Below are 21,451 nucleotides of genomic sequence, written 5' to 3'. Positions count from 1 at the left end.
ACGCGTTTCTTCACGCGAACCGGTCTCCACTTCGCTCGAAAACGCTCTAACCTAACCGCGCCGCGAGCAGTACCAGGATCGTGGTTTCCGCGACCTGCTCCGCACCGCCAAGCACATCGCCGGTCTGGCCGCCGATCTGCCGCTTTGCCACGAGCGCCATGACCAGCGCGCTCACAGCGGCCGCGATCGCCGCCAGCAGCGCGCTGCTGAACGGCAAGGCGAGGATTGCGATCAGCAGCGCGATGCCGGCCGCGACCACGGCAATGGTCCCATCAGGCCTTCCGGCATTGGCGGCGAGCCCGTCCTTGCGCGCGTAAGGCTGGCTGATCGCAATCCATGGCAGCACGCCGCGGCCCAGCGCGTGCGCCGCGATCAGGCTCTGCACCACGAGACCATTCGGAATTGCCGCGAGAGCCGCGAGCTTGGCGGCAAAGCTCACCACCAGCGCCAGCGCGCCGTAAGTGCCAAGCCGGCTGTCACGCATGATCTCGAGCTTGGTCGCGACATCGCGGCCGCCGCCGAACCCGTCGGCGACATCGGCGAGCCCGTCCTCATGCAGCGCGCCGGTGAGCAGCGCACCGCCGCCGAGCGCGAGCGCCGCCGCGGCGAGATCCGGCACACCGATCGCCCGCAGCAGCAGGCAAAACAGGCCGATCGCCGCCCCGATGGCGGCCCCGACCAGGGGAAACAGCCGCTGCGCCCGCGCAAAGCTCTCCGTCCGCGCGCCGTCCGGATGCGGCATCGGCAGGCGGGTCAGGAAGGCGGTCGCGGTCCGGAGATCGTCGAGCCATTGATTCATGGTGAAGGCCTGGAAATTGGGCTAAAGCGCGACGAGATCGGGCTCGATCTGATCGCGCTTTAGCTTCTTGTTAGGGCATGATCTCCGCGCAAATGCTACGCATTTGTCGCGAGGGAAAACCGCTTCACACGTTTCCGGATCATGCATTAGCTTGCGGCCCGCTCGACGAGGGAATCGCATGCAGTTCAGTACTCTAGACGACATCCGCGGCTTTTGTCGCGACCTGCCGCAGGGCGACGAGGCCAGTGCCGCGGCCGCCACGCAGCGCCAGCAGAACCTGACCAAGCCGCCGGGAAGCCTCGGCCGCCTGGAGGAGGTTACGATCTGGCTGGCGCGCTGGCAGCGGCGTGAGATGCCCCGGCTCGACCACGTCACGATCGCCGTGTTCGCCGGCAATCACGGCATCGCCGAGCGCGGCGTTTCAGCCTATCCCTCCGAGGTCACCGCGCAGATGGTGGCGAACTTCGCCGCCGGCGGCGCTGCGATCAACCAGATCGCCAGGCTTGCCGGCGCCGAGCTGCGCGTCGAGCCGCTCGAGCTGGCGCGCCCGACCCGCGATTTCACGACCGGACCGGCGATGGACGCCGCCGATTTCCTCGTCGCGCTCGATACCGGCTGGCGCACGGTGCCCGAGCAATGCGATCTGCTCGTGGTCGGCGAGATGGGCATCGCCAACACCACGGTCGCCGCGACGCTGTGCGCCGCCTTGATGGGCGGGCGCGGAGTGCGCTGGGCCGGCCGCGGCACCGGCGTCGACGATGCCGGGCTGATACGCAAGCGCACCACGATCGATGCGGCGCTCAAGCTGCATCGCGGCGCGATCGACGATCCGCTCGCCACCGCAATGTCGCTCGGCGGACGCGAGCTGGCGGCGATCGCGGGCGCCGTGCTGGCGGCGCGCGCACGCTGCATTCCGGTGCTGCTCGACGGCTTCGTGGCGACAGCGGCGGTGCTGCCGCTGGCGCGGCTTCAACCCGACAGCCTCGCGCATTGCCGCGCCGGACATGTGTCGGCCGAGCTCGGCCACCGCGAATTGCTGCGCGAGCTCGAGCTCGCCCCCTTGCTCGACCTTAACATGCGGCTCGGCGAAGGCTCCGGCGCGGGGGTTGCGATCCTGCTGTTGCGCGCGGCGCTCGCCTGTCATGGCGGCATGGCTACCTTTGCGGAGGCCGGCGTCTCCGGCGCGGACTGAGGCTCCCGGGAGAGCCGGAGGGTTCCCTCAAAAAAGCCGGTGCATAGCGTCGGCGCGCGTCGACAATCTTCGCGTGTGCAGCATGGCCTCTGCGCGCTGGCGGCCTAACCTTCGCGGCGGTGGGACGCCGGCTGGCGTCTCACCCGTGCTGAACCAGATACCGGGAGAAATCACCTCGTGTCGGGCGTTCTCATCAATCTGATCATTCAGGTCATCAGCGGAGCCGTCGGCGGCAATGTCGCGGCGGGAGCGGCCAAGAACATCGATCTCGGCACGCTCGGTAACGCCATCGCAGGCGCCATCGGTGGCGGCGCGGGCGGACAGCTTCTGGGCATGCTGATCCCGCTGCTCGCCAATTCCGGCGCGACGCCTGACATCGGCAGCATCATCGGCCAGGTCGCCGGCGGCGGCGTTGCCGGCGCCGTGCTCACTACGATCGTGGGGGTCGCTCAAGAACCGCGCGGCCTGAGCCACGTGCTGTCGCAACCGGGACATCGGTCTTGACGATGCCCCATTCCGGCGCGAGCCTTCCGGCTTCAGATGCGGCGGCACCTCGATCGCATCGTGGCAGGGATTGCGCGCATGAAAATACTTGTCGCGGCGGCAGCTCTCTGCGCAACGGTTAGCTGCGCGCAAGCCGATGTTCGTATCCTCGCCAGCCCCGGCGGGCAGGTCGGCCCGTTCATCGAGCTGTTCGACAAGGTGCGCGAGTCGGGCGAGCGCGTCGTGATCGACGGGCCCTGCCTGTCCGCCTGCACCCTGGTACTCTCGATGGTGCCGGGCGACCGCATCTGCGTGACGCGGCGCGCCGTGCTCGGCTTCCACGCCGCGCGCTCGATCGACCAGCGCGGCCGCACCTATGCAGAGCCGGAAGCGTCCGTCGCGGTGCTGCAAGCCTATCCGGCGCCGGTGCGCGGCTGGATCGCCCGCCGCGGCGGCCTGACTTCGCGCCTGCTATTGCTGCGCGGCCGCGAGCTCGCGGCGATCTATCCGCGGTGCAGGTAGCGGCAAATTACACGGTCATTGCGAGGAGCGAAGCGACGAAGCAATCCATGTCCCCGCTTGCGGAGCGATGAATTGCTTCGCGGAGCCTGTCATCAGGCGCGCTTACGCGCGACCCGTGGGCTCGCAATGACGTGGATAGCCGGCACGCACAATCTCCGTGAGCGCGAGCGAACAGAACCTGCGCGGCCTACATCCCCTGCTGGCAGTTCACCATCCAGGGGATGCCGAACTGATCGACGCACATGCCGAAGCCGTTGGAGAAGAAGGTCTTGCCGAACGGCATCGTCACCGTGCCGCCCTCGGACAGCGCCTTGAAGCGGCGTTCGGCTTCCGCGGGATCCTCGACCTGCAACGCGACGTGGAAGCCCTGCGGCTTCTGGAAGTGGCCGGGCGGGGCGTCGGAGGCCATGATGATCTCGCCGTCGATCGTGAGGCGGGCGTGCATGATCTTGTCTTTCCAGCCGGGCGGCGTCTGCATCTCCGCACTGCCCTCGCCGTAGGGGAAGGTGTCCTCGATCCGGGCGCCGAGAACCTTCTCGTAGAATTTCAGCGCGGCGCCGCAATTGCCGTCGTAGGAGAGATAGGGGTTGACCTGCATCGCATGCTCCCTTGGGTCATTCGAGCCTCGTCCCGATGGTATCGGAACGAGGGCTCCGGATTGTTATCTTGACGCGTTTTCCTGACACGAACCGGTAACCACCTCGCTCGAAAACGCGCTACTTCTCAGTCAGTTTCTTCAGATTGGCGAGACCGGCCTCGAAATCCCTGCCGATCATGCGATCCAGGTTCATGAACACCTGCATCACCTTCGACATGAAGACGGCCGGACCATACATGGTCCATGTGACGCTGGTCGCATTTCCCTGCGGCAGCATTGTGAACTCGGCGGTGTTGTGGCCTTCGAACGGCTTGATGAAGTCGAGCTTGATGACGATCTTCGACGGCGCGGAGGATTGCAGGATCTCCATGCGGCCGGCGCCGACATTCTTGTTGCCGTCCCAGGCATAGGCCGCACCCTGCCCGCGCCCGGCGCCGCCATAGATCCGCTTCATGGCCGGATCCCGGTTCTCGTAGGGCGACCATAGCGTCCACTGATGGAAATCGTCGATCAATGGAAATATCCGCTCGGCCGGCGCGTTGATGCTGATCGCACGCGTGACGCGGAGCGTGCCCGGCTTGGTCGCCGCGAGGATGGGGATGACGGCGATCGCGACGCCGAGGACAATCGCGATGATGGCAATGGTCTCCAACATGACAGTCTCCACAAGGATGGATTGAACAATACCTCACCGGCGAAATGGAAGCATTGCGCGCAGATTGCCGTCGCGCAGATAGAGCCCGCCCCACAGCATCAGGCCGAGATAGAGCCCGAACAGCGTGTGGGTGAAAAGCGGGCTGCCGATCCGCACATGCGATGCGATCGCGCCGCCGAGATAGCCGGTGAGCAGGATGGCGCCGAGGATCGAGGTCGGCGGCACCGAGTAGAGCAGCGTGCAGACGATGGTGATGATGCCGAGGCTGCGCGCCAGCGCATCGCTCGCGCCGAAGCCCATCCTGTCCATGGTCTCGGTGACGACCGACAACGGCACCAGCTTGATCGCGCCGTCGAACAGCAGGAACAAGACGACCATGCCGCTCATGACACGGCCGGTGATGCGGGCGGGCTTTGAGACTTCGGTGTCGACGGTCGTCGGCATGACAGGCTCCGTAACGCTTGGTGATGCTCTCTGCCTTCATGACGAACGGCGGAGTACGCGGCCGACAAGGCGGGCGAAGATTTTTTCGGAAGTCAGGCAGAGTCGATTGAGAGCTGCGACAAGCTCCCTCTCCCGAACCAACACGTGGATGCCCGGCACAAGGCCGGGCATGACGAGTTTGTGGAGCTATCGAGCCCATATGCGATTGCCCTGCACTCGCGGGGGAGGCGCGTTGCCAAAATATCGAAAACAACCCCATGCAAAGTAGCCGGCGGTGGCCGGCGGCCGACCGGGCTGCTTGACACGTCGGGCAACTCAGGGATATTTTTCCAATATTCCGAAATCACGCAGACTCGCGCTCGCCCCCGGGGGCATATGGCCTTCGCGCGCTTCTGTACGCGACGTTTCCACGTCGTCATGACCGCCAGCCATATGCGATAGCCCTGCGCTTGCGGGGGAGGTGCAGCGAGTATGCCGGTGCGCTGTTGCTGACCGCTACTTCGCCTTCGCGTTGTGCGGCTGGCTGTCGCGCATCAGGCGGTCGATATGCATGCGGATGTGGGCGGCTTCGGCTGTGGTGTTGGCGAGCGCGATGGCGCGGTCGAAGGCGATGCGGGCGTCCTCGTTGCGGCCGAGCTGCATCAGGAAGGCGCCGCGGACGCCGAAATAGTGGAAGTAGTTGGCAAGCCGCGGCGCCAAGGGCTCGATCATCTCGAGCGCGGCTTCCGGCCCCTTTACCTTGGAGACCGCAACGGCGCGGTTGAGCGTGATCACCGGCGACGGCTGCATGACCTCGAGCGCGCCGTACAGCAGATCGATCTGGGTCCAGTCGGTATCCTCGGGCTTTTCCGCACGGGCGTGCAGCGCTGCGATCGCCGCCTGCACCTGATACGGCCCGCTGCGGCGGTGGCGCATCGCCTTGTCGATCAGCGCGAGGCCCTCGGCAATCTGCTTCTGATTCCACAGGCTGCGGTCCTGGTCGTCGAGCAGGATCACCTGGCCATCGGCATCGAAGCGCGCCTCGGCGCGGGCATGCTGCAGCAACAACAACGCCGTCAGCCCCATGATCTCCGGCTCGCTCTGGAACAGCCGCAGCAGCAGGCGGGCGAGACGAATCGCCTCCTCGCACAGTGGCGCGCGGATTTCGGCGGTGTCGCCGCTCGCCGAATAGCCCTCGTTGAAGATCAGATAGATCATCGCCGCGACCGAGGCGAGCCGCTCGCTGCGCTCGACCGCGCCAGGCGTCTCGAACGGCACGTCGGCATCGGCGACGCGCGCCTTGGCCCGCGTAATGCGCTGCTCCATCGCGGCTTCCGAGACCAGGAAGGCGCGCGCGATCTGCTTCACCGTAAGACCTGAGACGATGCGCAGCGCGAGCGCGATCTGCTGCGTCGCCGGCAGATCCTTGTGACAGCAGATGAACAGCAGCCGCAAGATGTCGTCGCGGTAATGCGAGCCGTCGAGCCGCTCGGCGATCTCGTCCTCGGCGTCGTCGAGGTCGGAGATCGCCTGGTCGTCGTCGGACAGCGGCTGCTGCTTCTTGTTGCGGCGGACCTCGTCGATCGCGACGTTGCGGCCGACCATGATCAGCCACGCCGCGGGATCGCGCGGCGGGCCGTTCTGCGGCCAGCTCTTGAGCGCCCGCAGGCAGGCGTTCTGGAACGCCTCCTCGGCGGTGTCGAGATTGCGGAAGTAGCGCAGCAGGGCGCCGACCGCCTGGGGACGCGCGGACGTCAACGCAGCATCGATCCAGGCGGTGTCGGTCACGCTCACGCCTTGGTACCTCCCTGATTGAAGTAGCCGACCGGGCGGATCTCATAGGTGCCGCCGGGATTGGCCTCGCCGAGGTCGCGCGCGATGTCGAGCACCTCGTCGAGGTTCTTGCCCTCGACCAGATAGAAGCCGAGCAGCTGTTCCTTGGTTTCGGCGAACGGGCCGTCCAGCACCAGCGGCGGGTTTTCCTTGCGCAGCGTGGTGGCCGCGGTGGTCGGCAACAGCCGCGCCACCGGGCCGAGCTTGCCCTGCTTAGCGAGCTTGTCCTGCACGACGGACAGTTTCTGCATGACGGAGGCGTCGTGTTCCTTGCTCCAGGAGCCGACCATGTCTTCGTCATGATAGCAGAGGATGGCGTACAGCATCGAAAAGGCATCTCCGTTCATTGCAAGAACGAACGATTATGCCCGCTGCCGACAGGGGGCGCGAAAGAAATTTAGGTTCCGGATGCCAACGGTGGATCTTGATCGCGGCTCCATGGCGCGCTTCGACGGACGGGACGTTTGTCGCGGCGGCGATGAACGTGCGGTTGCCGATAGACGCCGTAGCGGGCGGCGATCCAGCGCGCCTTGGCTTCATCGCTCTCGCGATGGCGGACGTGGCTCCTCGTCATCGGACGGGACGCCTGCTGCCGCGGAGACGCCACGGGTTGCGCCTGAGCCTGCGATCGGGCCGACCGGGCCTCGCCCTGCGTTGGAGCAACGGTCGGTTGAGCCTCAGCCGGCGTGTCAGCGTTTACGAGCACGGGCGTGGGCCGTGGCGCCCGGCGACGCGGATGAAAGCCGACGCCCGGATCAGTTTGCGCATGGAAGTTCTCCCCTGTTGATGGCAGGACATACGAGCGGGCCGGACCCGCTCTGTGACATGCATCACATAGACGTTGGAGGTATCGGGATGGGTAAGGGCGCGCTCGCGCTGCTGATCAATGGCGGCTCGGAAAACTGGTCGTCGGGGCGCTGGAAGGCGCGGTTCGACGCGGTCTGCCCGGACCGCCGCGTGGTGCTGCTGCCGGACGGCGCGCTCGATCCCGCCGAGGTGCATTACGCCGCGGTGTGGAAGCCGAAGCCGGGCGAGCTCGCGGCATTCAAGAACCTGCGCGTCATCTTCAATCTCGGCGCCGGGGTCGACGCGCTGATGGCTGATCGCTCGCTGCCCGACGTGCCGCTGGTGCGGGTCGCGGTCTCCGATCTCACCGACCGCATGACCGAATATGTCGTGCTGCACGTTCTGATGCATCACCGCCAGGAGCTCTATTTGCGCGAGTCGCAGCGGGTGAAGCGCTGGGCGCCGGACTATCAGTGGGCGGCGAGCGCGATCACCGTCGGCATCATGGGGCTCGGCACGCTCGGCGCCGCCGCGGCGCAGGCACTGCGCGCGCTCGGCTTCCGCGTCGTCGGCTGGAGCCGCAGCGAGAAGCGGATCGACGGCATCGCCTGCTATCACGGCGCGGACGGGCTCGACGCATTCCTGCGCGAGACCAACATCCTGGTCTGCCTGCTGCCGCTGACGCCGGACACAAGGCACGTGCTCAACCGCGACGCGTTCGCGAAGCTGAACCGCAACAGCCCGCTCGGCGCGCCCGTCATCATCAATGCCGGCCGCGGCGGCCTGCAGAACGAGGCCGACATCCTGCGCGCGCTCGATGAAGGCACGCTGGGCGCCGCCTCGCTCGACGTCTTCGAGACCGAGCCGCTGCCCGAGGCGAGCCCGTTCTGGAGCCATCCGAAGGTGGTGCTGACGCCGCACAACGCCGCCGACACCGACGCCGACGAGATCTCGAAATATGTCGCGCAGCAGATCGCGCGCTTCGAGGCCGGCGGCGCGCTGGAGAACCTCGTCGATCGCAAGCGGGGGTATTAGCACCGGCGCGTAGCCCGGATGCAGCGAAGCGAAATCCGGGGTTCTTTGCGCCGGACAAACCGCTCCCGGATTGCGCTACGCTCCATCCGGGCTACGAAACCGGCGATGCGGAATCACGCCTGAGCGTCATTGCGAGGAGCGAAGCGACGAAGCAATCCATCCTTCCGCATACGCGGGGACATGGATTGCTTCGCTTCGTTCGCAATGACGGACAAGATGCACGGATGACTAAGACGCCTTGCGCGCGAAGGTGACGTGGGTCGCGTGCGGGCTCGCGACATGCGAGACGACGGCGTAGCCGAGGGCAGGCAGATCGAGGCCCGCGAACAAACTCTCACCGGCGCCGAGCACGACCGGCGGCAGCACCAATTGCAGCTCGTCGAGCAGACGCGCCTGCAGGAATTGACGCACCACCGAGACGCCGCCGCCGACGCGGATGTCCTTGTCACCGGCAACCGCGCGCGCCCGCTCCAGCGCCGCGAGCATGCCGTCGGTCACGAAGTGAAACGTCGTGCCGCCTTCCATCTCGATGTCGGGCCGCGCGTGATGGGTCAGCACGAACACCGGCGTGTGGTACGGCGGATTGTCGCCCCACCAGCCTTTCCAGGCATGATCCGGCCACGGCCCGCGGATCGGGCCGAACATGTTGCGGCCCAGGATCCAGGCGCCGATCCCCTCCATCGACTTGCGCGCGATCTCGTCGTCGAGGCCGGTGGTGCCGCCGTCCTGGCCGAATGTCTGGCGGAACGTCCGTGTCTGGAGGAACCAGCCGGGCAACACCATGCCGCCTTCGCCGAATGGATTTTCGAGACTCTGACGCGGCGCCGCGCCGAATCCGTCGATCGATACCGAGAATGCTGAAGTCCTGACTTTTCCCATGATGTTCCGCTTCCGTGAGTGGGGGGACCTTACGGAAGACGGGCGGGAAAGCCAGCGCCCGACATTTGCCCGGCGAGAAAATTTGGACGGCTATTTCGCGCCGCACAGCACGTCGATGGCGCCCTTCACGATCGCCTCGAGCTCCTTGCGCGGCACGCGGGCGCGGGCGCGGATCGCGATGGTGTGGATGGTGGCGGACGCCAGATGCGCCAGCGACGCCGGATCGGTCTCCTCAGGCAGTTCCCCGCGTTCCCTGGCATGGCGGAAGCAGATGCCGAACGCCTTGTCGAGCTCGGTCAGGCCCTCGACCACCATGGTGCGGATGTCCGGATCCGACACCGCCTCGGACGCCGCCGTCATCACGGTGAAGCAACCGCGCGGGCCGGACTCGCCGGACAGATAGATGTCGAGCGCGATGCGATAGATGCGCTCGAGCCGCTCGCGCAGCGGCGCGTCGGCGCGGAAGATATCGACCATCGCGGCGCGCGCGTCGTCGCGATAGCGCTGGTAGCTCTTGATGTAGAGCTCGCGCTTGTCACCGAACGCGCCATAGAGGCTCGGCCGGTTCATGCCGGTCGCAGCGCTCAGATCATCGAGCGAGGTCGCGGCGAAGCCGTCGCGCCGGAACAGATTGAGCGCCTTGCCGAGCGCGACATCGGGCTCATACGCGCGCGGCCGCCCGCGGCGCTTCGGCGTGACCGGCCCCGCGATTTTGGCAGCAGTTGGCGGCCTCTTACTTTTTTGTACCATTTCGCATTTAATTCCTTGACGCCGCCAATATTATCCAAGACAGTACAAAAATCAACAACGGCCGGACCCCCGCGCCGGACACTGGAGGCACCCATGGACCTTTATTTCTCGCCCCTCGCCTGCTCGATGGCGACCCGCGTCGCGCTCTATGAAGCGGGCCAGCCGGCCAACTATCTCGAGGTCGATCCGAAGACCAAGGCGGTGCGCAACGACGGCTCCGACTTCAACAAGGTTAACCCGCTCGGCCTGGTGCCGACGCTGCGCACCGACGACGGCGTCGTGCTGACCGAGAACGCCGCGATCCTGCAATATGTCGCCGACCAGTTTCCGCGCGCCGGCATCGGCACCGCGTCGAACGCCGAGCGTTCAAAGCTGCATCAATGGCTGTGCTTCATCGGCACCGAGCTGCACAAGGGCCTGTTCCTGCCGCTGCTCGACAAGAAGGCGCCGCCGGAGGCCAAGACCTATGCCGTGGAGAAATACGTCTCGCGGCTCGACTATGTCGAGGAGCACCTGAAGGGCCGCGACTATCTGCTCGATCATTTCAGCGTCGCCGACGCCTATCTCGTCACAGTCATCAACTGGACCATGGCAACGCCGCCGATCGAGCTCGCGAAATGGCCGGCGCTGAAGGCCTATTACGAACGCCTGCGCGCCCGTCCCTCGGTCGCGAAGGCGATCGCGGAGGAGTTCGAACTCTACAAGGCCGAGATCGCGCGGCATAAGGCGGCGGCGTAAGGCTTCTTACGACGGAGGCACAGTCTTCTCTCCCTCTCCCCGTTCTTACGGGGAGAGGGTTGGGGTGAGGGGCCGCTTCCGCGAGTTGCGAATGCGGTGAGACCTGTACCCCCTCACCCGGATCGCATCTTGCGATGCGATCCGACCTCTCCCCGCAAGCGGCAGGGGTGTCCGGGGAATGATTCACTGTGTCGCGGTGCATGCTCGGCAGGACCGAGGCAAATCGGTCTTTTCTGGTTGTCGAGACACAGAGGGCCGAGCATGCGATATCGCGGTAGCATTTTTGGAAGGCTGCTTGAACCGATCAATCGACGGCAGTTTCAGACGGTTGTGGATCGTCTGGACGGGGATGCCTACGACAAGTCGTTCAGGAGCTGGGATCATCTGGTGGCGCTGATCTATGCCCAGCTTAGCGGCAACAGCAGTCTGCGCGGGGTGGTGACTGGCTTCAACGCCAATTCGCAGCATCACTATCACTTGGGAACCGGCAAGCTGTCGCGCTCGACGTTGTCCGATGCCAATGCCCGCCGTCCGATCGGCATTTTCGCGCAAACCTTTGCGGCGCTGTCGGCGATGGCGCGTCGCCAGCTGCGGAGTGAAGGCATGGAGATGGTGCGTCTGATCGACGCCAGTCCGATCCCGCTCGGCAAGGTCTGCAGTTGGGCGACGTGGAACGGCCGCATCCGCGGCATGAAGCTGCATGTCGTCTACGACCCAAGGAGCGATGTCCCGACCTGCGTCGAGATGACGGCCGCGAACGTCAATGACATCGAGATCGGCCGACAGACCCCAATCCAGCCCGCCACCACCTATGTGTTTGACAAGGGCTATTGCCGTTTCGACTGGTGGCAGAAGATCAATGATAGTAAGGCTTTCTTCGTTACCCGGGCGAAGACGAGCATCCGTCTTCGCTCGCTCAGGCATCGCGCCATCCGCAAGCGTAACGGGGATGGCTTCGAAATCCTTGCCGATGACGAGGTGAAGCTCACCAGCAAGGGCGATTCGCGCCTTCCAATCCCGCTCCGCCGCATCAAGATCAGACGCGAGAAAGGCGGCAAGATCACACTCCTGACCAACGACCTTGCCCGTAGCGCCGTCGAGATCGCCGCCCTCTACAAGAGCAGATGGCAAATCGAGCTGCTGTTCCGCTGGATCAAGCAGCATCTCGATATTCGCAAGTTCCTCGGCGCCAACGACAACGCGATCCGCCTTCAGGTGCTCGCTGCGATGATTGCCTACCTGCTGCTGCGCATCGCCGCTCACACCAACTGCATCAAAATGCTCCCGCTCAGGTTCGCCGAACTCGTCGGCCAGCTCCTGCTCACGCGTCGATCCCTCGCTGCCATCGACAAACCTCCGCCCATCAACCCCAGCCGTCGGAAATCAACCATCTCACCTGACCAGATGGAGCTCCACTATGCCTGAATTTCCCCGGACACCCCTGCGCAAGCGGGGCGAGGTGAAGGGGTGCCGCCGTCAGCATCCTCGGCAAATCGAAAGCTTGCGCTTATCGAGCTCCCCGGCTGCAGGCTTCCCCTTCCCGCCGGGAGGGGACGGCATCTCTAGAAACACCGGCATGAAGTATTTCCATTCATCGCAGTATTCGGCCGGCAAGGAATATGGCTGGCATAGCGTGATCGCTTGCAGCGCGCTCTTGCGATAGGCTTGGGAGTAGTCTGACACGGCCGGACTGTTCTGCGACGACACCGACGGTTGCTCCGCCAGCGAGCCCTCGCGCGTCAGCCTGATCTCGACAACCAACTTTACGTTCGCTGCCTCGTCCCCAACGGGGGCAGGTTTACGCCAACACTTGGTGACCTGAGAGCGAAACAGCGGCCCCCATTTTGCGGAATGGTCTGCGCTGCTCTGCGCAGCCGCGGGCTGGGCAAGGATGAGAGCAGTCGCGAGCAAGAGGCCTGCCAGCACTACGGCTGTAGAACGTTCAATTGGCCTGTAATGGATCCGGCGGACGCGGTGAGGTTGCAATCGCCGACCAGCATAAATCAGCCCTCTTCGAGACGCGCAAACGTTTTCGATGAGTCACCACAACGACCCGTAGCCCCGGATGGAGCGCAGCGCGATCCGGGATCGACCGCACAACAGGAGAGATCGTCCCGGATTTTGCTTCGCTCCATCCGGGCTACAAGGCTACGGAGAGCCGATCAGAACGGCTCCTGCCCCAGGCCTGGCACGTCGGCCGGACGCGGGCCCGGGGCGGGCCAGTGGAAGCGGCGGTCCTTCTCCGAGATCGCGATGTCGTTGATCGAGGCCTCGCGGCGGCGCATCAGGCCGTGCTCGTCGAACTCCCACTGCTCGTTGCCGTAGGAGCGAAACCAGTTGCCGCCGGCATCGTGCCATTCGTACTGGAAGCGCACCGCGATGCGGTTGCCGTCGAATGCCCAGAGATCCTTGATCAGGCGATACTCCTGCTCCTTTTCCCATTTGCGGGTCAGGAAGGCCACGATCGCCTCGCGGCCCTGAAACACCTCGGAGCGGTTACGCCAGCGGCTGTCCTCGGTATAGGCGCCGGCAACCCGAACGGGGTCGCGCGAATTCCAGGCGTCCTCCGCCATGCGCGCCTTCTGCACGGCGGTCTCGCGGATGAAGGGTGGCAGCGGCGGGCGTGACATTGGCGATCCCTCGTTGTTGAAGCATGATCCGGAAAAGTGTGAAGCGGTTTTCCGAAAAGATCATGCTCGAAATGTAAGACAAACGCGATCAATCTGATCGCGCTTTGTCAGCCGCAAATCTATCGCCGCGCCGCGCAGAGTCGATGGGTCGGTTCTTATCGCCCGATAGCTGGAGCCTATTCCGTTCCGATCGCATCGGAACGGGGCTCCAGCTTCTTGTTTTGACGCGTTTTCTTCACGCGAACCGGTGCCCACTTCGCTCGAAAACGCTCTAAGCCAGATCGGCCTTCATCAGCGCGCGAATAGCCTTCGGAATCGGCTGCGCGCGGCCGCCGCTGATGAAGGCGACGCGGACCTCGGCCTTCACAAGCACGTCATCGCCGCGCCGGACTTCCTGAGCGAGCATGATGGAGGCGCCCTTCACAGCGATCGGCCAGGTCACGACGTCGAGCACGTCATCCATCCGCGCCGGCTTGAGGAAGTCGAGCGTCATCGAGCGCACGACAAAGGCGAAGCCGCCGGTCTCCTCCTGCGCTTCATCGAACAGCGCCTGCTGCTCGGCGCCCATCAGGCGGAGATGATTGGTGCGGCCGCGCTCCATGAAGCGCAGGTAATTGGCGTGATAGACGATGCCGGAAAAATCGGTGTCTTCGTAATAGACGCGGACCTGCATATGGTGGCGGCCGTCGCGGATCTGGCCGTCGAGAATGGGTGAGGTCATTTGCAGCCCCCGATTGCGCAAGACTTTGGTTCGTATTGCGCAAAATCGCCGGCCGACGCAAGCACGGTCGGGAAATCTTGGGATCGGCTGGCGATCTGGATCAGGCGACCTTCTGGAATACCTTGTTTCTGACGACCTCTTGGTACCGATGATCTGTTCTGACCAGGTCGTCAACGATCATCTTGACTTGAAAAGCGTCGATCTGCTCATCGGTATATTGATCGCCGATTGCCGGAATTTTCGTCGGATCGAGTGACGATCCCCTCAGACGCCATTCATAGTCGTCGAAATCCATGTAACCGCCAACCTTGAGCAGTTTGTCGCACAAGAAGTAGTTCAAAGCGTCGACTGCGACCGTGTGCGCGCCGTCGAGAAAGCAATAATCATAGATCGGAGCGCCCTCATACTGCCTGATCAGCTTCATGAGAGACCAGTTGTAGGAATCGTTGAACTTCTGGGTGTTGCCGAAATATGAGATCTTGTTGGGGTAGGCGCTGAGCTTTGTCTCCGCGCGCTGGACCGCATCGTTGAAATCGAAAAGATGCAGCTCACACTCGGGAAACAGCTGGCAGACGTTTCTTGCGGTATCCGCCATGTAGATTCCAAATTCGGCGTAACGGAACGGCTGCTCCCGGCCGAAAACGGTTTTCATGAACTCGTAGGTGCCTGTCGTCCCCTGAACGCCGACGACGAGCTTCTTGGGATACCAATCCTGCATTTTGCGCAATCCCTCCCGCTACCTTAGGGTGAAGGGTACCGCCCACAGAAATATGCGGCAACTTACCATCCTTCATCGCGGCCATGTCGAAAGGCGCCACTCCGGAACCGGAACGCATACAGCAGTTACTTTCGACGGAACCGCCGTCGGCCCGCATCCGATGCGCAGCTCTCGCCCACGCAAGCGCGCTCAGGACACCACCGGCCCCTTTGCGCCGAGCGTGACCTGCACGATCTCGGGCGGCACGCCGAGGCGGAACGGCATGATGCTGCAGCCGAGGCCGCCGGAGACGACGACGTCGCATTTCAGCTTGATATGGCCATAGGCGAGCCGCATGCCGTGCTTCATCGGCACCGCCGGCGACCAGCCGAGCAACCGGACCTGCCCACCATGGGTGTGGCCGGACAGCTGCAACGCGACGCGCGAGGGCACCCGGAGCGCGACGTCGGGCTCATGCGCGAGCAGGATCACCGGCGCGTCGTCCGTGACCTTGGCAAGCGTCGCGTTGAGATCGTCGACGCCGATGCGCGAGACCTGGCGATAGGGCCGCGCCGCCATGAAGGCGAGCTGGTCGCCGAGACCGGCGAGCCAGAACGGACGACCGTCCTTGGCGAGCCGCACCGCGTCGTTCTCGTAGACCGGAATCCCCGCCCCCTCCAGCGCGCGGCGCGCGAGCGGGATGCCGCGCCCCAGGCGCTGTACCGCCTTGTCTTCCCAGTAGTCGTGGTTGCCGAGCACGGCGTGTACGCCGAGCGGCGCCTTCAGGCCCTTCAGCACCGCGGCCCAGTCGGAGGCCGGAATGAAGCGGGTGACGTGGCGCAGCCCGGCGACATAGTCGCCGAGCAGCACGATGATGTCGGGGTTCAGACCGTTCGTCCGCTCGACGATCTCAGCGATGCGATCGAGCGACATCCAGGGATCGCAGGCGTGGATGTCGGCGAGCGCGGCGATCTTGAGCGGAAAATCCGCCGGCCATTGCCGCGGTGACAGATCGTAGCGCGTGAGCGCGAGGCGGACGACCGGCTCGCTCAAGCCATAGGCCGCGGTCGAAGCGGTGGCGGCGGTCAATCCGCCGAACCCGCGCAGAAAATGACGACGTGAAATCATGGACGTGTGATCGGTGATGCCTGGCGCTTGTCGAAAACACTCTGGGCTATCATAGGCCCTTTGATTGGAGCGAAATTGGGCCGTGCTTGTGCAGACAGCCTGCAGAGATGCCGCAATGGTTAGCAGGCAAGGTTACCGGCGGCGCGACGCGCCGCATCAACACGTCTCTTCACGTCTTCGAGAGCGGAGGGCTTTTGTTCAAGCATGAAAACCGCTTCGCCCTCTTCCGGATCATGCGTCAGTCCTCGTCGCCATTGCTGCCGAACAGGCCGAACTGCGAGGGATCGCGGTTCGGCTCGGCGAGGCCGAGATGGCGGAAGGCGTGCGAGGTCAGAAGCCGGCCACGCGGAGTACGCTGCAGATAGCCGCACTGGATCAGATAGGGCTCGATGATGTCCTCGATCGCATCGCGCGGCTCCGACAACGCCGCCGCCATGGTCTCGACGCCGACCGGCCCGCCGCCATAGTTCAAGGCAATGGTGGTGAGATAGCGCCGGTCCATCGCGTCTAACCCGGCGCTGTCCACCTCGAGCGCGCTCAACGCCCGGTCGGCGATGCCGCGGTCGACGGAATCGGCGTCCGCCGCGGAGGCAAAGTCGCGCACCCCGGCGCAGCAGGCGGCCGGCGATGCGCGGCGTGCCGCGGGCGCGGCGCGCGATCTCGTTGGCGCCGTCGGCCGTCATGCCGATGTTGAGCACGCGGGCACCGCGGGTGACGATCTTCTCGAGCTCTTCCTCGGTGTAGAAGTTGAGCCGGATCGGAATGCCGAAGCGGTCGCGCAACGGATTGGTGAGCAGGCCTGCGCGCGTCGTCGCGCCGACCAGCGTGAACTTCGACAATTCGATCTTGACCGAGCGCGCCGCCGGACCCTCGCCGATGATCAGGTCGAGCTGAAAGTCCTCCATCGCGGGATAGAGCACTTCCTCGACCGCTGGGCTGAGGCGATGGATCTCGTCGATGAACAGCACGTCGCGTTCTTCGAGATTGGTCAGCAGCGCCGCGAGATCGCCGGCCTTCGCAATGACAGGGCCGGAGGTGGCACGAAAGCCGACGCCGAGCTCACGCGCGACGATCTGCGCCAGCGTGGTCTTGCCGAGGCCGGGGGGACCGACGAACAGCACGTGATCGAGCGCCTCGCCGCGTTTCTTCGCAGCCTCGATGAAGATCGAGAGATTCTTGCGCGCCTGGGCCTGACCGACGAACTCCGTCAGCGACTGCGGCCGCAGCGCGGTGTCACCGACATCGTCGGAGCGGCGTTCAGGCGAGACCATGCGCGAGGGCGTATTCATGATGCGAGACTAACACGAGATTGTTCTCCCTCTCCCCGCTCTTGCGGGGAGAGGGTTGGGGTGAGGGGCTGCTTCCGCGAGCGCAATGTGTGTCGAGACCCGTACCCACTCACCCGGATCGCATCTGCGATGCGATCCGACCTCTCCCCGCAAGCGGGGCGAGGTGAAGAACAGAGGCGCTCCAATCCACTGATCACTTCGACAGTTCCTTCAACCCCAGCCGGATCAGCTGCGCGGTCTCGGCCTTCTCACCGGCGCTGCGCGAGGCGGCGGCGATGGCGGCGGCGGCCTGCGGCTGGCCGTAGCCGAGATTGACCAGCGCCGAGATCGCGTCGGTGACCGGACGTGGCGCGCGGTTGTTGTCGATCGCGCCTGACAGTTGCACCACCGCGGGATCGACATCGGCAAAGCCTGGCGCCTTGTCCTTCAATTCGCTGACGATGCGCTCGGCGACCTTCGGCCCGACTCCCGGCGTCCGCGCCACCGCCGCCTTGTCGCGCAGCGCGATGGCGTTGGCGAGATCGGTCGGCGGCAGCGTGCCGAGCACCGCGAGCGCGACCTTGGCGCCGACCCCCTGCACGGTCTGCAGCAGGCGAAACCATTCGCGCTCATGATCGGTGCGAAATCCGAACAGTTTGATCTGATCCTCGCGGACATAGGTCTCGATCGAGAGCACGGCGGCGCCGCCTGGCGACGGCAACGCCTGCAACGTGCGGCCCGCGCAGTGCACCTGATAGCCGACGCCGCCGACGTCGAGGATCACATAGTCCTCGCCATAGGAATCGATCAGGCCCTTCAGCTTGCCGATCATAGGTTCGCCACCCTGAGCCGCAGCGCGGTGCTCTGGCGGTGATGCGCGTGGGTGATCGCGACCGCGAGCGCGTCCGCGGCGTCGGCGGACGGCGGCTCGGCTTTCGGCAGCAGGATCTTCAGCATCACCTGGATCTGGTTCTTCTCGGCATGTCCGGCGCCGACCACCGTCTTCTTGACCTGGTTCGGCGCGTATTCGGCGACCGAGATACCGAACATTGCGGGCGCCAGCATGGCGACGCCGCGCGCCTGGCCGAGCTTCAAGGTGGCAACGCCGTCTTTGTTGACGAAGGTCTGCTCGACGGCCGCCTCCACCGGTCGGTGGTCGGCGAGCACGGCGGCCAGCCCCTCATGGATCGCGAGCAGCCGGTTCGCCAGCGGCAGATCGTCCGGCGGTTCGACCGAACCGCAGGCGATATAGACGAGACGATTGCCTTCGGTCTCGATCACCCCCCAGCCGGTGCGGCGGAGACCCGGATCGATACCGATGATGCGGACGGGAGAGCGAATCGGCTGGGATGTCATGGGCTAGTGATACCGCCTGCGCCGGGAGAACGAAACACAAACGGAGCCTCATACCCGGGAAAGCACAATAGCCGCAATCGTCATGCGCGGGCTTGACCCGCGCATCCATCGATCAGAGAAGCCTTTGCTTTTTGATGGATTGCCGGGTCAAGCCCGGCAATGACAAAGCAAACTACCCGCCCATCTTCGCGATCAGTGCGTCGGACACCTCGAAATTGGCGAACACGTTCTGCACGTCGTCATGCTCGTTGAGCAGGTCCATCAGCTTCAGCAGTTTTTCGCCGGTCTCGTCGTCGACCGCGACGGTGTTCTGCGGCTTCCAGGTCAGCGCCGCCTTGCGCGGCTCGCCGAACTTCGCTTCCAGCGCTTTTGCGACTTCGCGGAAAGTGTCCTGCGAGGCGTAGACCTCGTGGCCGCCTTCGCTGGAGACCACGTCGTCGGCGCCGGCCTCGATCGCGGCGTCCAGCATGGCGTCGTCGGAGGCGACCTTGGCGTCGTATTCGATGATGCCGGTGCGGTCGAACATGAAGGCGACCGAGCCGGTTTCGCCGAGATTGCCGCCCGACTTGGTGAAGAAGGAGCGGATATCGGAAGCGGCGCGGTTGCGGTTGTCGGTCAGCGCCTCGACGATGACGGCGACGCCGCCGGGGCCATAACCCTCGTAGCGGATCTCGTCATAGTTCTCGCCCTCATTGCCCGCGGCCTTCTTGATGGCGCGGTCGATATTGTCCTTGGGCATGTTCTCGGCGCGGGCCGCGACCACGGCGGCGCGCAGCCGCGGATTCATCGCCGGGTCCGGGGTGCCGAGCTTGGCCGCCACGGTGATTTCGCGGGCCAGCTTGCCGAAAAGCTTCGACTTCTGGGCATCCTGCCGGCCCTTGCGGTGCATGATGTTCTTGAATTGGGAATGGCCGGCCATGCGACGTCTCTTCGGAGCTTAGGGTCTGAACAGGGATGGAAAACGCGGCCTTATAGGCCCCTCACGGTCAAAATCAAAGGATCGGCGGGGCCCTCCGGCGGAGGAATACTACCGCAAGCCGGAATATGAGGCACTTGTTAACCATGACTTCATGCCCGGGTGCGAGGATCGCCCCGTCCCGCCGCAACTTTCCACAGCCCCAAAGAGCCCACATGGCGTTCGGTTTGTTTCGAAAGCAAGTGCCGGAGCCGGCTGCGCCGGCCGTCGCGCCGCAGGTTCCAACCGCGGCCGCAGCCCCTGAGGTCTCAGCCGAGACTGATTCGGCCAAGGATTCATCCAAGGATTCCTCCAAGGAGATCCTGGAATTGCTGGAACTCGAGCTCGGCGCGATGATCCGCCAGCTCGAACGCGCCGCGAGCTCGGTCGCCGACGGCGCCGAGGCAACGGCTGCCAAGCTCGCTACGATCCGCGCCCGCACCGACGCGCTGACCGGCCGCAGCAGCGATGCGCAGAGCACCGCGACGACGTTCTCGCAAGCCGCCGACCGCTTCACCCACTCCGCCGAGGGCATCGGGGCACAGGTGCGCAGCGCGAGCCAGCTCGCCGACGACGCCGCGGCCGCGGCGCGCGAGGCCACCGCCAATGTCGATCGCCTGCGCGAATCCTCGGCCGCGATCGGCAACGTCGTCAATCTGATCGCACAGATCGCGCGGCAGACCACGCTGCTCGCGCTGAACTCGACGATCGAGGCGGCGCGCGCCGGTGCCGCCGGCAAGGGCTTTGCGGTGGTCGCAACCGAGGTCAAGGCGCTGGCGGTGCAGACCCAGAGCGCGACCGAGGAGATCACCCGCAAGATCGAGGCGTTGCAGAAGGACGCCACCGGATCGGCCGACGCGGTGCATCGCATCTCCCAGGCGATCGAAAAGATCCGCCCGGTGTTCGAGAACGTCAACGGCGCGGTTGCCGAGCAGAATGAAATCACCGGCGAGATGGGCCAGAACGCCGCCTCCGCCTCGCACTTCATCGTCTCGGTCGGCACCAGCGCCGGCGAGATCGACAGTGCAACGCGCGAAGCCGCCGCGCATGGCGACAATGTCGCCAGGGCCGGCAAGGCGGTGACTGCATTCGCGCAGAAGCTGAAAGCGCGCTGCGCGGTGCTGCTGCGCCAGGACGAGCGCGGCGATCCGCGCAAGAACGAGCGCCTGCCTTGCAGCCTCAAGATCGAGATCACGACCGCGCGCGGCCTCGTCACCGCGCCGGTCTACGAGATCGCGATGGACGGCATTCTGATCGGCGGACCCGATGCCGGGAAGCTGCCGGTGCAGGAGACCCTGAACGCGACATTGCAGGAGATCGGCGCGTGCCGGATCCGGGTCGGCGAGCGCTCCAAGGCAGGCAGCCAGGCCCGCTTCGAGGCGGCAACGGCCGAGCTGCGCGAAAAAATCGAAGACCGGATGTGGGCGATCCACGAGGAGAACGCCGAGCTCGTCACCCGCGCGATCGAAGCCGGCAGCACGCTGAGCAAGATGTTCGAGAACGGGCTGGCGAGCGGCGCGATTACAATCGCCGACATGTTCGACACCGACTATGTCGAGATCGCAGGCACCAACCCGGTGCAGTACCGCACCAAAATGCTGGACTGGGCGGAGCGCACCCTGCCGGCGTTCCAGGACGCATTCCTCGCCAGGGACAAGCGAATGGCATTCTGCGTGATGATCGACCAGAACGGCTATCTGCCGGTCCACAACAAGCTCTACTCGCAGCCGCAGCGGCCGGGCGACGTGGCATACAACACCGCCAACAGCCGCAACCGCCGCATCTTCAACGACGCCGCGGGCCTCGCCGCCGGCCGCAACCAGCGCGCCTATCTGATCCAGACCTATGCGCGCGACATGGGAGGCGGCAACACGGTGATGATGCGCGAGATCGACGTACCGATCCGCGTGCGCGGCCGGCACTGGGGCGGGTTCCGCACCGCCTACAAGCTTTGAACGCTTCGTAGCCCGGATGCAGCGAAGCGTAATCCGGGATGCATGTTT

Annotated in this window: 23 protein-coding genes and 1 pseudogene; 7 read left to right on the top strand and 17 right to left on the bottom strand. The window is 65.0% G+C overall.

What is annotated here, in order from left to right:
- Positions 1–46 precede the first annotated feature (46 nt).
- On the bottom strand, positions 47–799 hold the full coding sequence (gene cobS, locus ACVI1L_RS19325; protein WP_253624966.1) for an adenosylcobinamide-GDP ribazoletransferase: 753 nt from the start codon (positions 797–799) through the stop codon (positions 47–49).
- Between the two features lie 178 nt (positions 800–977).
- Between cobS and cobT the strand changes: the two genes are divergently transcribed.
- From cobT to ACVI1L_RS19310, 3 genes are all read left to right on the top strand, one after another.
- Positions 978–1,991: a nicotinate-nucleotide--dimethylbenzimidazole phosphoribosyltransferase gene (gene cobT / locus ACVI1L_RS19320; protein WP_456783571.1), complete on the top strand. Its 1,014-nt coding sequence runs from the start codon at positions 978–980 to the stop codon at positions 1,989–1,991.
- Positions 1,992–2,168: 177 nt separating this feature from the next.
- The gene (locus ACVI1L_RS19315; RefSeq protein WP_456783570.1) at positions 2,169–2,495 is read left to right on the top strand and encodes a hypothetical protein; all 327 of its coding nucleotides are present in this window, start codon (positions 2,169–2,171) and stop codon (positions 2,493–2,495) included.
- A 78-nt stretch (positions 2,496–2,573) separates the two neighbouring features.
- Entirely contained in the window at positions 2,574–2,996 is a 423-nt protein-coding gene (locus ACVI1L_RS19310) for a S49 family peptidase domain-containing protein (protein WP_057016263.1), read from the top strand.
- 187 nt (positions 2,997–3,183) lie between these two features.
- Here the strand turns inward: ACVI1L_RS19310 and ACVI1L_RS19305 are convergent, their stop codons facing one another.
- From ACVI1L_RS19305 to ACVI1L_RS19285, 5 genes are all read right to left on the bottom strand, one after another.
- Positions 3,184–3,594, bottom strand: a complete 411-nt coding sequence (locus ACVI1L_RS19305; protein WP_456783569.1) for a VOC family protein — start codon at positions 3,592–3,594, stop codon at positions 3,184–3,186.
- 118 nt (positions 3,595–3,712) lie between these two features.
- Entirely contained in the window at positions 3,713–4,249 is a 537-nt protein-coding gene (locus tag ACVI1L_RS19300; RefSeq protein ID WP_456783568.1) for an SRPBCC family protein, read from the bottom strand.
- Positions 4,250–4,282: 33 nt separating this feature from the next.
- A complete protein-coding gene (locus ACVI1L_RS19295) occupies positions 4,283–4,693 on the bottom strand; it encodes a DoxX family protein (protein WP_076827733.1) in 411 nt (136 codons plus the stop codon).
- 495 nt (positions 4,694–5,188) lie between these two features.
- Positions 5,189–6,466: an RNA polymerase sigma factor gene (locus ACVI1L_RS19290; RefSeq protein ID WP_456783567.1), complete on the bottom strand. Its 1,278-nt coding sequence runs from the start codon at positions 6,464–6,466 to the stop codon at positions 5,189–5,191.
- Positions 6,463–6,831 (bottom strand): YciI family protein, encoded by a 369-nt coding sequence (locus tag ACVI1L_RS19285; protein WP_028332829.1) that lies wholly within the window; start codon positions 6,829–6,831, stop codon positions 6,463–6,465. Before ACVI1L_RS19285 ends, ACVI1L_RS19290 begins: the two co-directional genes overlap by 4 nt.
- Positions 6,832–7,360: 529 nt before the next feature.
- On the opposite strand from ACVI1L_RS19285, the gene ACVI1L_RS19280 reads away from it, so the two are divergent.
- Positions 7,361–8,326 (top strand): 2-hydroxyacid dehydrogenase, encoded by a 966-nt coding sequence (locus tag ACVI1L_RS19280; protein WP_456783566.1) that lies wholly within the window; start codon positions 7,361–7,363, stop codon positions 8,324–8,326.
- 228 nt (positions 8,327–8,554) lie between these two features.
- Here ACVI1L_RS19280 and ACVI1L_RS19275 read toward each other — a convergent pair whose 3' ends face one another.
- Positions 8,555–9,205, bottom strand: coding sequence for a dihydrofolate reductase family protein (locus ACVI1L_RS19275; RefSeq protein ID WP_456783565.1), 651 nt, complete (start codon positions 9,203–9,205; stop codon positions 8,555–8,557).
- 90 nt (positions 9,206–9,295) lie between these two features.
- Positions 9,296–9,955 (bottom strand): TetR/AcrR family transcriptional regulator, encoded by a 660-nt coding sequence (locus tag ACVI1L_RS19270; protein WP_456783564.1) that lies wholly within the window; start codon positions 9,953–9,955, stop codon positions 9,296–9,298.
- A gap of 93 nt (positions 9,956–10,048) precedes the next feature.
- Here ACVI1L_RS19270 and ACVI1L_RS19265 point away from each other — a divergent pair, with 93 nt between their 5' ends.
- The gene (locus tag ACVI1L_RS19265; RefSeq protein WP_253624971.1) at positions 10,049–10,693 is read left to right on the top strand and encodes a glutathione binding-like protein; all 645 of its coding nucleotides are present in this window, start codon (positions 10,049–10,051) and stop codon (positions 10,691–10,693) included.
- 261 nt (positions 10,694–10,954) lie between these two features.
- A complete protein-coding gene (locus ACVI1L_RS19260) occupies positions 10,955–12,118 on the top strand; it encodes an IS4 family transposase (protein ID WP_456783563.1) in 1,164 nt (387 codons plus the stop codon).
- Positions 12,119–12,169: 51 nt separating this feature from the next.
- Here the strand turns inward: ACVI1L_RS19260 and ACVI1L_RS19255 are convergent, their stop codons facing one another.
- The 9 genes and pseudogenes from ACVI1L_RS19255 to ACVI1L_RS19215 form a co-directional block, all read right to left on the bottom strand.
- The gene (locus tag ACVI1L_RS19255; RefSeq protein WP_456783562.1) at positions 12,170–12,454 is read right to left on the bottom strand and encodes a hypothetical protein; all 285 of its coding nucleotides are present in this window, start codon (positions 12,452–12,454) and stop codon (positions 12,170–12,172) included.
- A 401-nt stretch (positions 12,455–12,855) separates the two neighbouring features.
- The gene (locus ACVI1L_RS19250; RefSeq protein ID WP_456783561.1) at positions 12,856–13,323 is read right to left on the bottom strand and encodes a nuclear transport factor 2 family protein; all 468 of its coding nucleotides are present in this window, start codon (positions 13,321–13,323) and stop codon (positions 12,856–12,858) included.
- Between the two features lie 271 nt (positions 13,324–13,594).
- Complete coding sequence (ybgC, locus tag ACVI1L_RS19245; RefSeq protein ID WP_028332822.1) at positions 13,595–14,044, bottom strand: tol-pal system-associated acyl-CoA thioesterase; 450 nt, start codon at positions 14,042–14,044, stop codon at positions 13,595–13,597.
- A gap of 100 nt (positions 14,045–14,144) precedes the next feature.
- Entirely contained in the window at positions 14,145–14,762 is a 618-nt protein-coding gene (locus ACVI1L_RS19240; RefSeq protein WP_076825032.1) for a hypothetical protein, read from the bottom strand.
- 189 nt (positions 14,763–14,951) lie between these two features.
- Positions 14,952–15,869: a metallophosphoesterase gene (locus ACVI1L_RS19235; protein WP_456783560.1), complete on the bottom strand. Its 918-nt coding sequence runs from the start codon at positions 15,867–15,869 to the stop codon at positions 14,952–14,954.
- 238 nt (positions 15,870–16,107) lie between these two features.
- Positions 16,108–17,158 (bottom strand): annotated as a pseudogene (ruvB, locus tag ACVI1L_RS19230) (Holliday junction branch migration DNA helicase RuvB).
- A gap of 193 nt (positions 17,159–17,351) precedes the next feature.
- Positions 17,352–17,969: a Holliday junction branch migration protein RuvA gene (gene ruvA, locus ACVI1L_RS19225; protein WP_057016205.1), complete on the bottom strand. Its 618-nt coding sequence runs from the start codon at positions 17,967–17,969 to the stop codon at positions 17,352–17,354.
- Complete coding sequence (gene ruvC, locus ACVI1L_RS19220) at positions 17,966–18,493, bottom strand: crossover junction endodeoxyribonuclease RuvC (RefSeq protein ID WP_253624975.1); 528 nt, start codon at positions 18,491–18,493, stop codon at positions 17,966–17,968. The genes ruvA and ruvC overlap by 4 nt, the downstream gene beginning before the upstream one ends.
- A 172-nt stretch (positions 18,494–18,665) precedes the next feature.
- Positions 18,666–19,412 carry a YebC/PmpR family DNA-binding transcriptional regulator gene (locus tag ACVI1L_RS19215; RefSeq protein ID WP_016842553.1) on the bottom strand — a complete coding sequence of 249 codons (747 nt, stop codon included), beginning with the start codon at positions 19,410–19,412 and terminating at the stop codon, positions 18,666–18,668.
- Positions 19,413–19,624: 212 nt separating this feature from the next.
- Here ACVI1L_RS19215 and ACVI1L_RS19210 point away from each other — a divergent pair, with 212 nt between their 5' ends.
- The gene (locus ACVI1L_RS19210) at positions 19,625–21,403 is read left to right on the top strand and encodes a methyl-accepting chemotaxis protein (RefSeq protein WP_456783559.1); all 1,779 of its coding nucleotides are present in this window, start codon (positions 19,625–19,627) and stop codon (positions 21,401–21,403) included.
- Positions 21,404–21,451 lie beyond the last annotated feature (48 nt).

The organism is Bradyrhizobium sp. USDA 4516, assembly GCF_054055915.1.
This window is presented reverse-complemented; position numbering and strand designations above follow the sequence as displayed.

What these genes read in the sequence shown, in the direction of transcription:
- ACVI1L_RS19300 (WP_456783568.1), bottom strand. Translation starts at nt 4,249, where the DNA reads ATGTTGGAGACCATTGCCATCATCGCGATTGTCCTCGGCGTCGCGATC.
- ybgC (WP_028332822.1), bottom strand. Translation starts at nt 14,044, where the DNA reads ATGACCTCACCCATTCTCGACGGCCAGATCCGCGACGGCCGCCACCAT.
- ACVI1L_RS19260 (WP_456783563.1), top strand. Translation starts at nt 10,955, where the DNA reads ATGCGATATCGCGGTAGCATTTTTGGAAGGCTGCTTGAACCGATCAAT.
- ACVI1L_RS19215 (WP_016842553.1), bottom strand. Translation starts at nt 19,412, where the DNA reads ATGGCCGGCCATTCCCAATTCAAGAACATCATGCACCGCAAGGGCCGG.
- ACVI1L_RS19265 (WP_253624971.1), top strand. Translation starts at nt 10,049, where the DNA reads ATGGACCTTTATTTCTCGCCCCTCGCCTGCTCGATGGCGACCCGCGTC.
- ACVI1L_RS19210 (WP_456783559.1), top strand. Translation starts at nt 19,625, where the DNA reads ATGGCGTTCGGTTTGTTTCGAAAGCAAGTGCCGGAGCCGGCTGCGCCG.
- ACVI1L_RS19305 (WP_456783569.1), bottom strand. Translation starts at nt 3,594, where the DNA reads ATGCAGGTCAACCCCTATCTCTCCTACGACGGCAATTGCGGCGCCGCG.
- ruvC (WP_253624975.1), bottom strand. Translation starts at nt 18,493, where the DNA reads ATGACATCCCAGCCGATTCGCTCTCCCGTCCGCATCATCGGTATCGAT.
- cobT (WP_456783571.1), top strand. Translation starts at nt 978, where the DNA reads ATGCAGTTCAGTACTCTAGACGACATCCGCGGCTTTTGTCGCGACCTG.
- ACVI1L_RS19295 (WP_076827733.1), bottom strand. Translation starts at nt 4,693, where the DNA reads ATGCCGACGACCGTCGACACCGAAGTCTCAAAGCCCGCCCGCATCACC.
- ACVI1L_RS19310 (WP_057016263.1), top strand. Translation starts at nt 2,574, where the DNA reads ATGAAAATACTTGTCGCGGCGGCAGCTCTCTGCGCAACGGTTAGCTGC.
- ACVI1L_RS19240 (WP_076825032.1), bottom strand. Translation starts at nt 14,762, where the DNA reads ATGCAGGATTGGTATCCCAAGAAGCTCGTCGTCGGCGTTCAGGGGACG.
- ACVI1L_RS19275 (WP_456783565.1), bottom strand. Translation starts at nt 9,205, where the DNA reads ATGGGAAAAGTCAGGACTTCAGCATTCTCGGTATCGATCGACGGATTC.
- cobS (WP_253624966.1), bottom strand. Translation starts at nt 799, where the DNA reads ATGAATCAATGGCTCGACGATCTCCGGACCGCGACCGCCTTCCTGACC.
- ruvA (WP_057016205.1), bottom strand. Translation starts at nt 17,969, where the DNA reads ATGATCGGCAAGCTGAAGGGCCTGATCGATTCCTATGGCGAGGACTAT.
- ACVI1L_RS19270 (WP_456783564.1), bottom strand. Translation starts at nt 9,955, where the DNA reads ATGGTACAAAAAAGTAAGAGGCCGCCAACTGCTGCCAAAATCGCGGGG.
- ACVI1L_RS19280 (WP_456783566.1), top strand. Translation starts at nt 7,361, where the DNA reads ATGGGTAAGGGCGCGCTCGCGCTGCTGATCAATGGCGGCTCGGAAAAC.
- ACVI1L_RS19235 (WP_456783560.1), bottom strand. Translation starts at nt 15,869, where the DNA reads ATGATTTCACGTCGTCATTTTCTGCGCGGGTTCGGCGGATTGACCGCC.
- ACVI1L_RS19285 (WP_028332829.1), bottom strand. Translation starts at nt 6,831, where the DNA reads ATGCTGTACGCCATCCTCTGCTATCATGACGAAGACATGGTCGGCTCC.
- ACVI1L_RS19250 (WP_456783561.1), bottom strand. Translation starts at nt 13,323, where the DNA reads ATGTCACGCCCGCCGCTGCCACCCTTCATCCGCGAGACCGCCGTGCAG.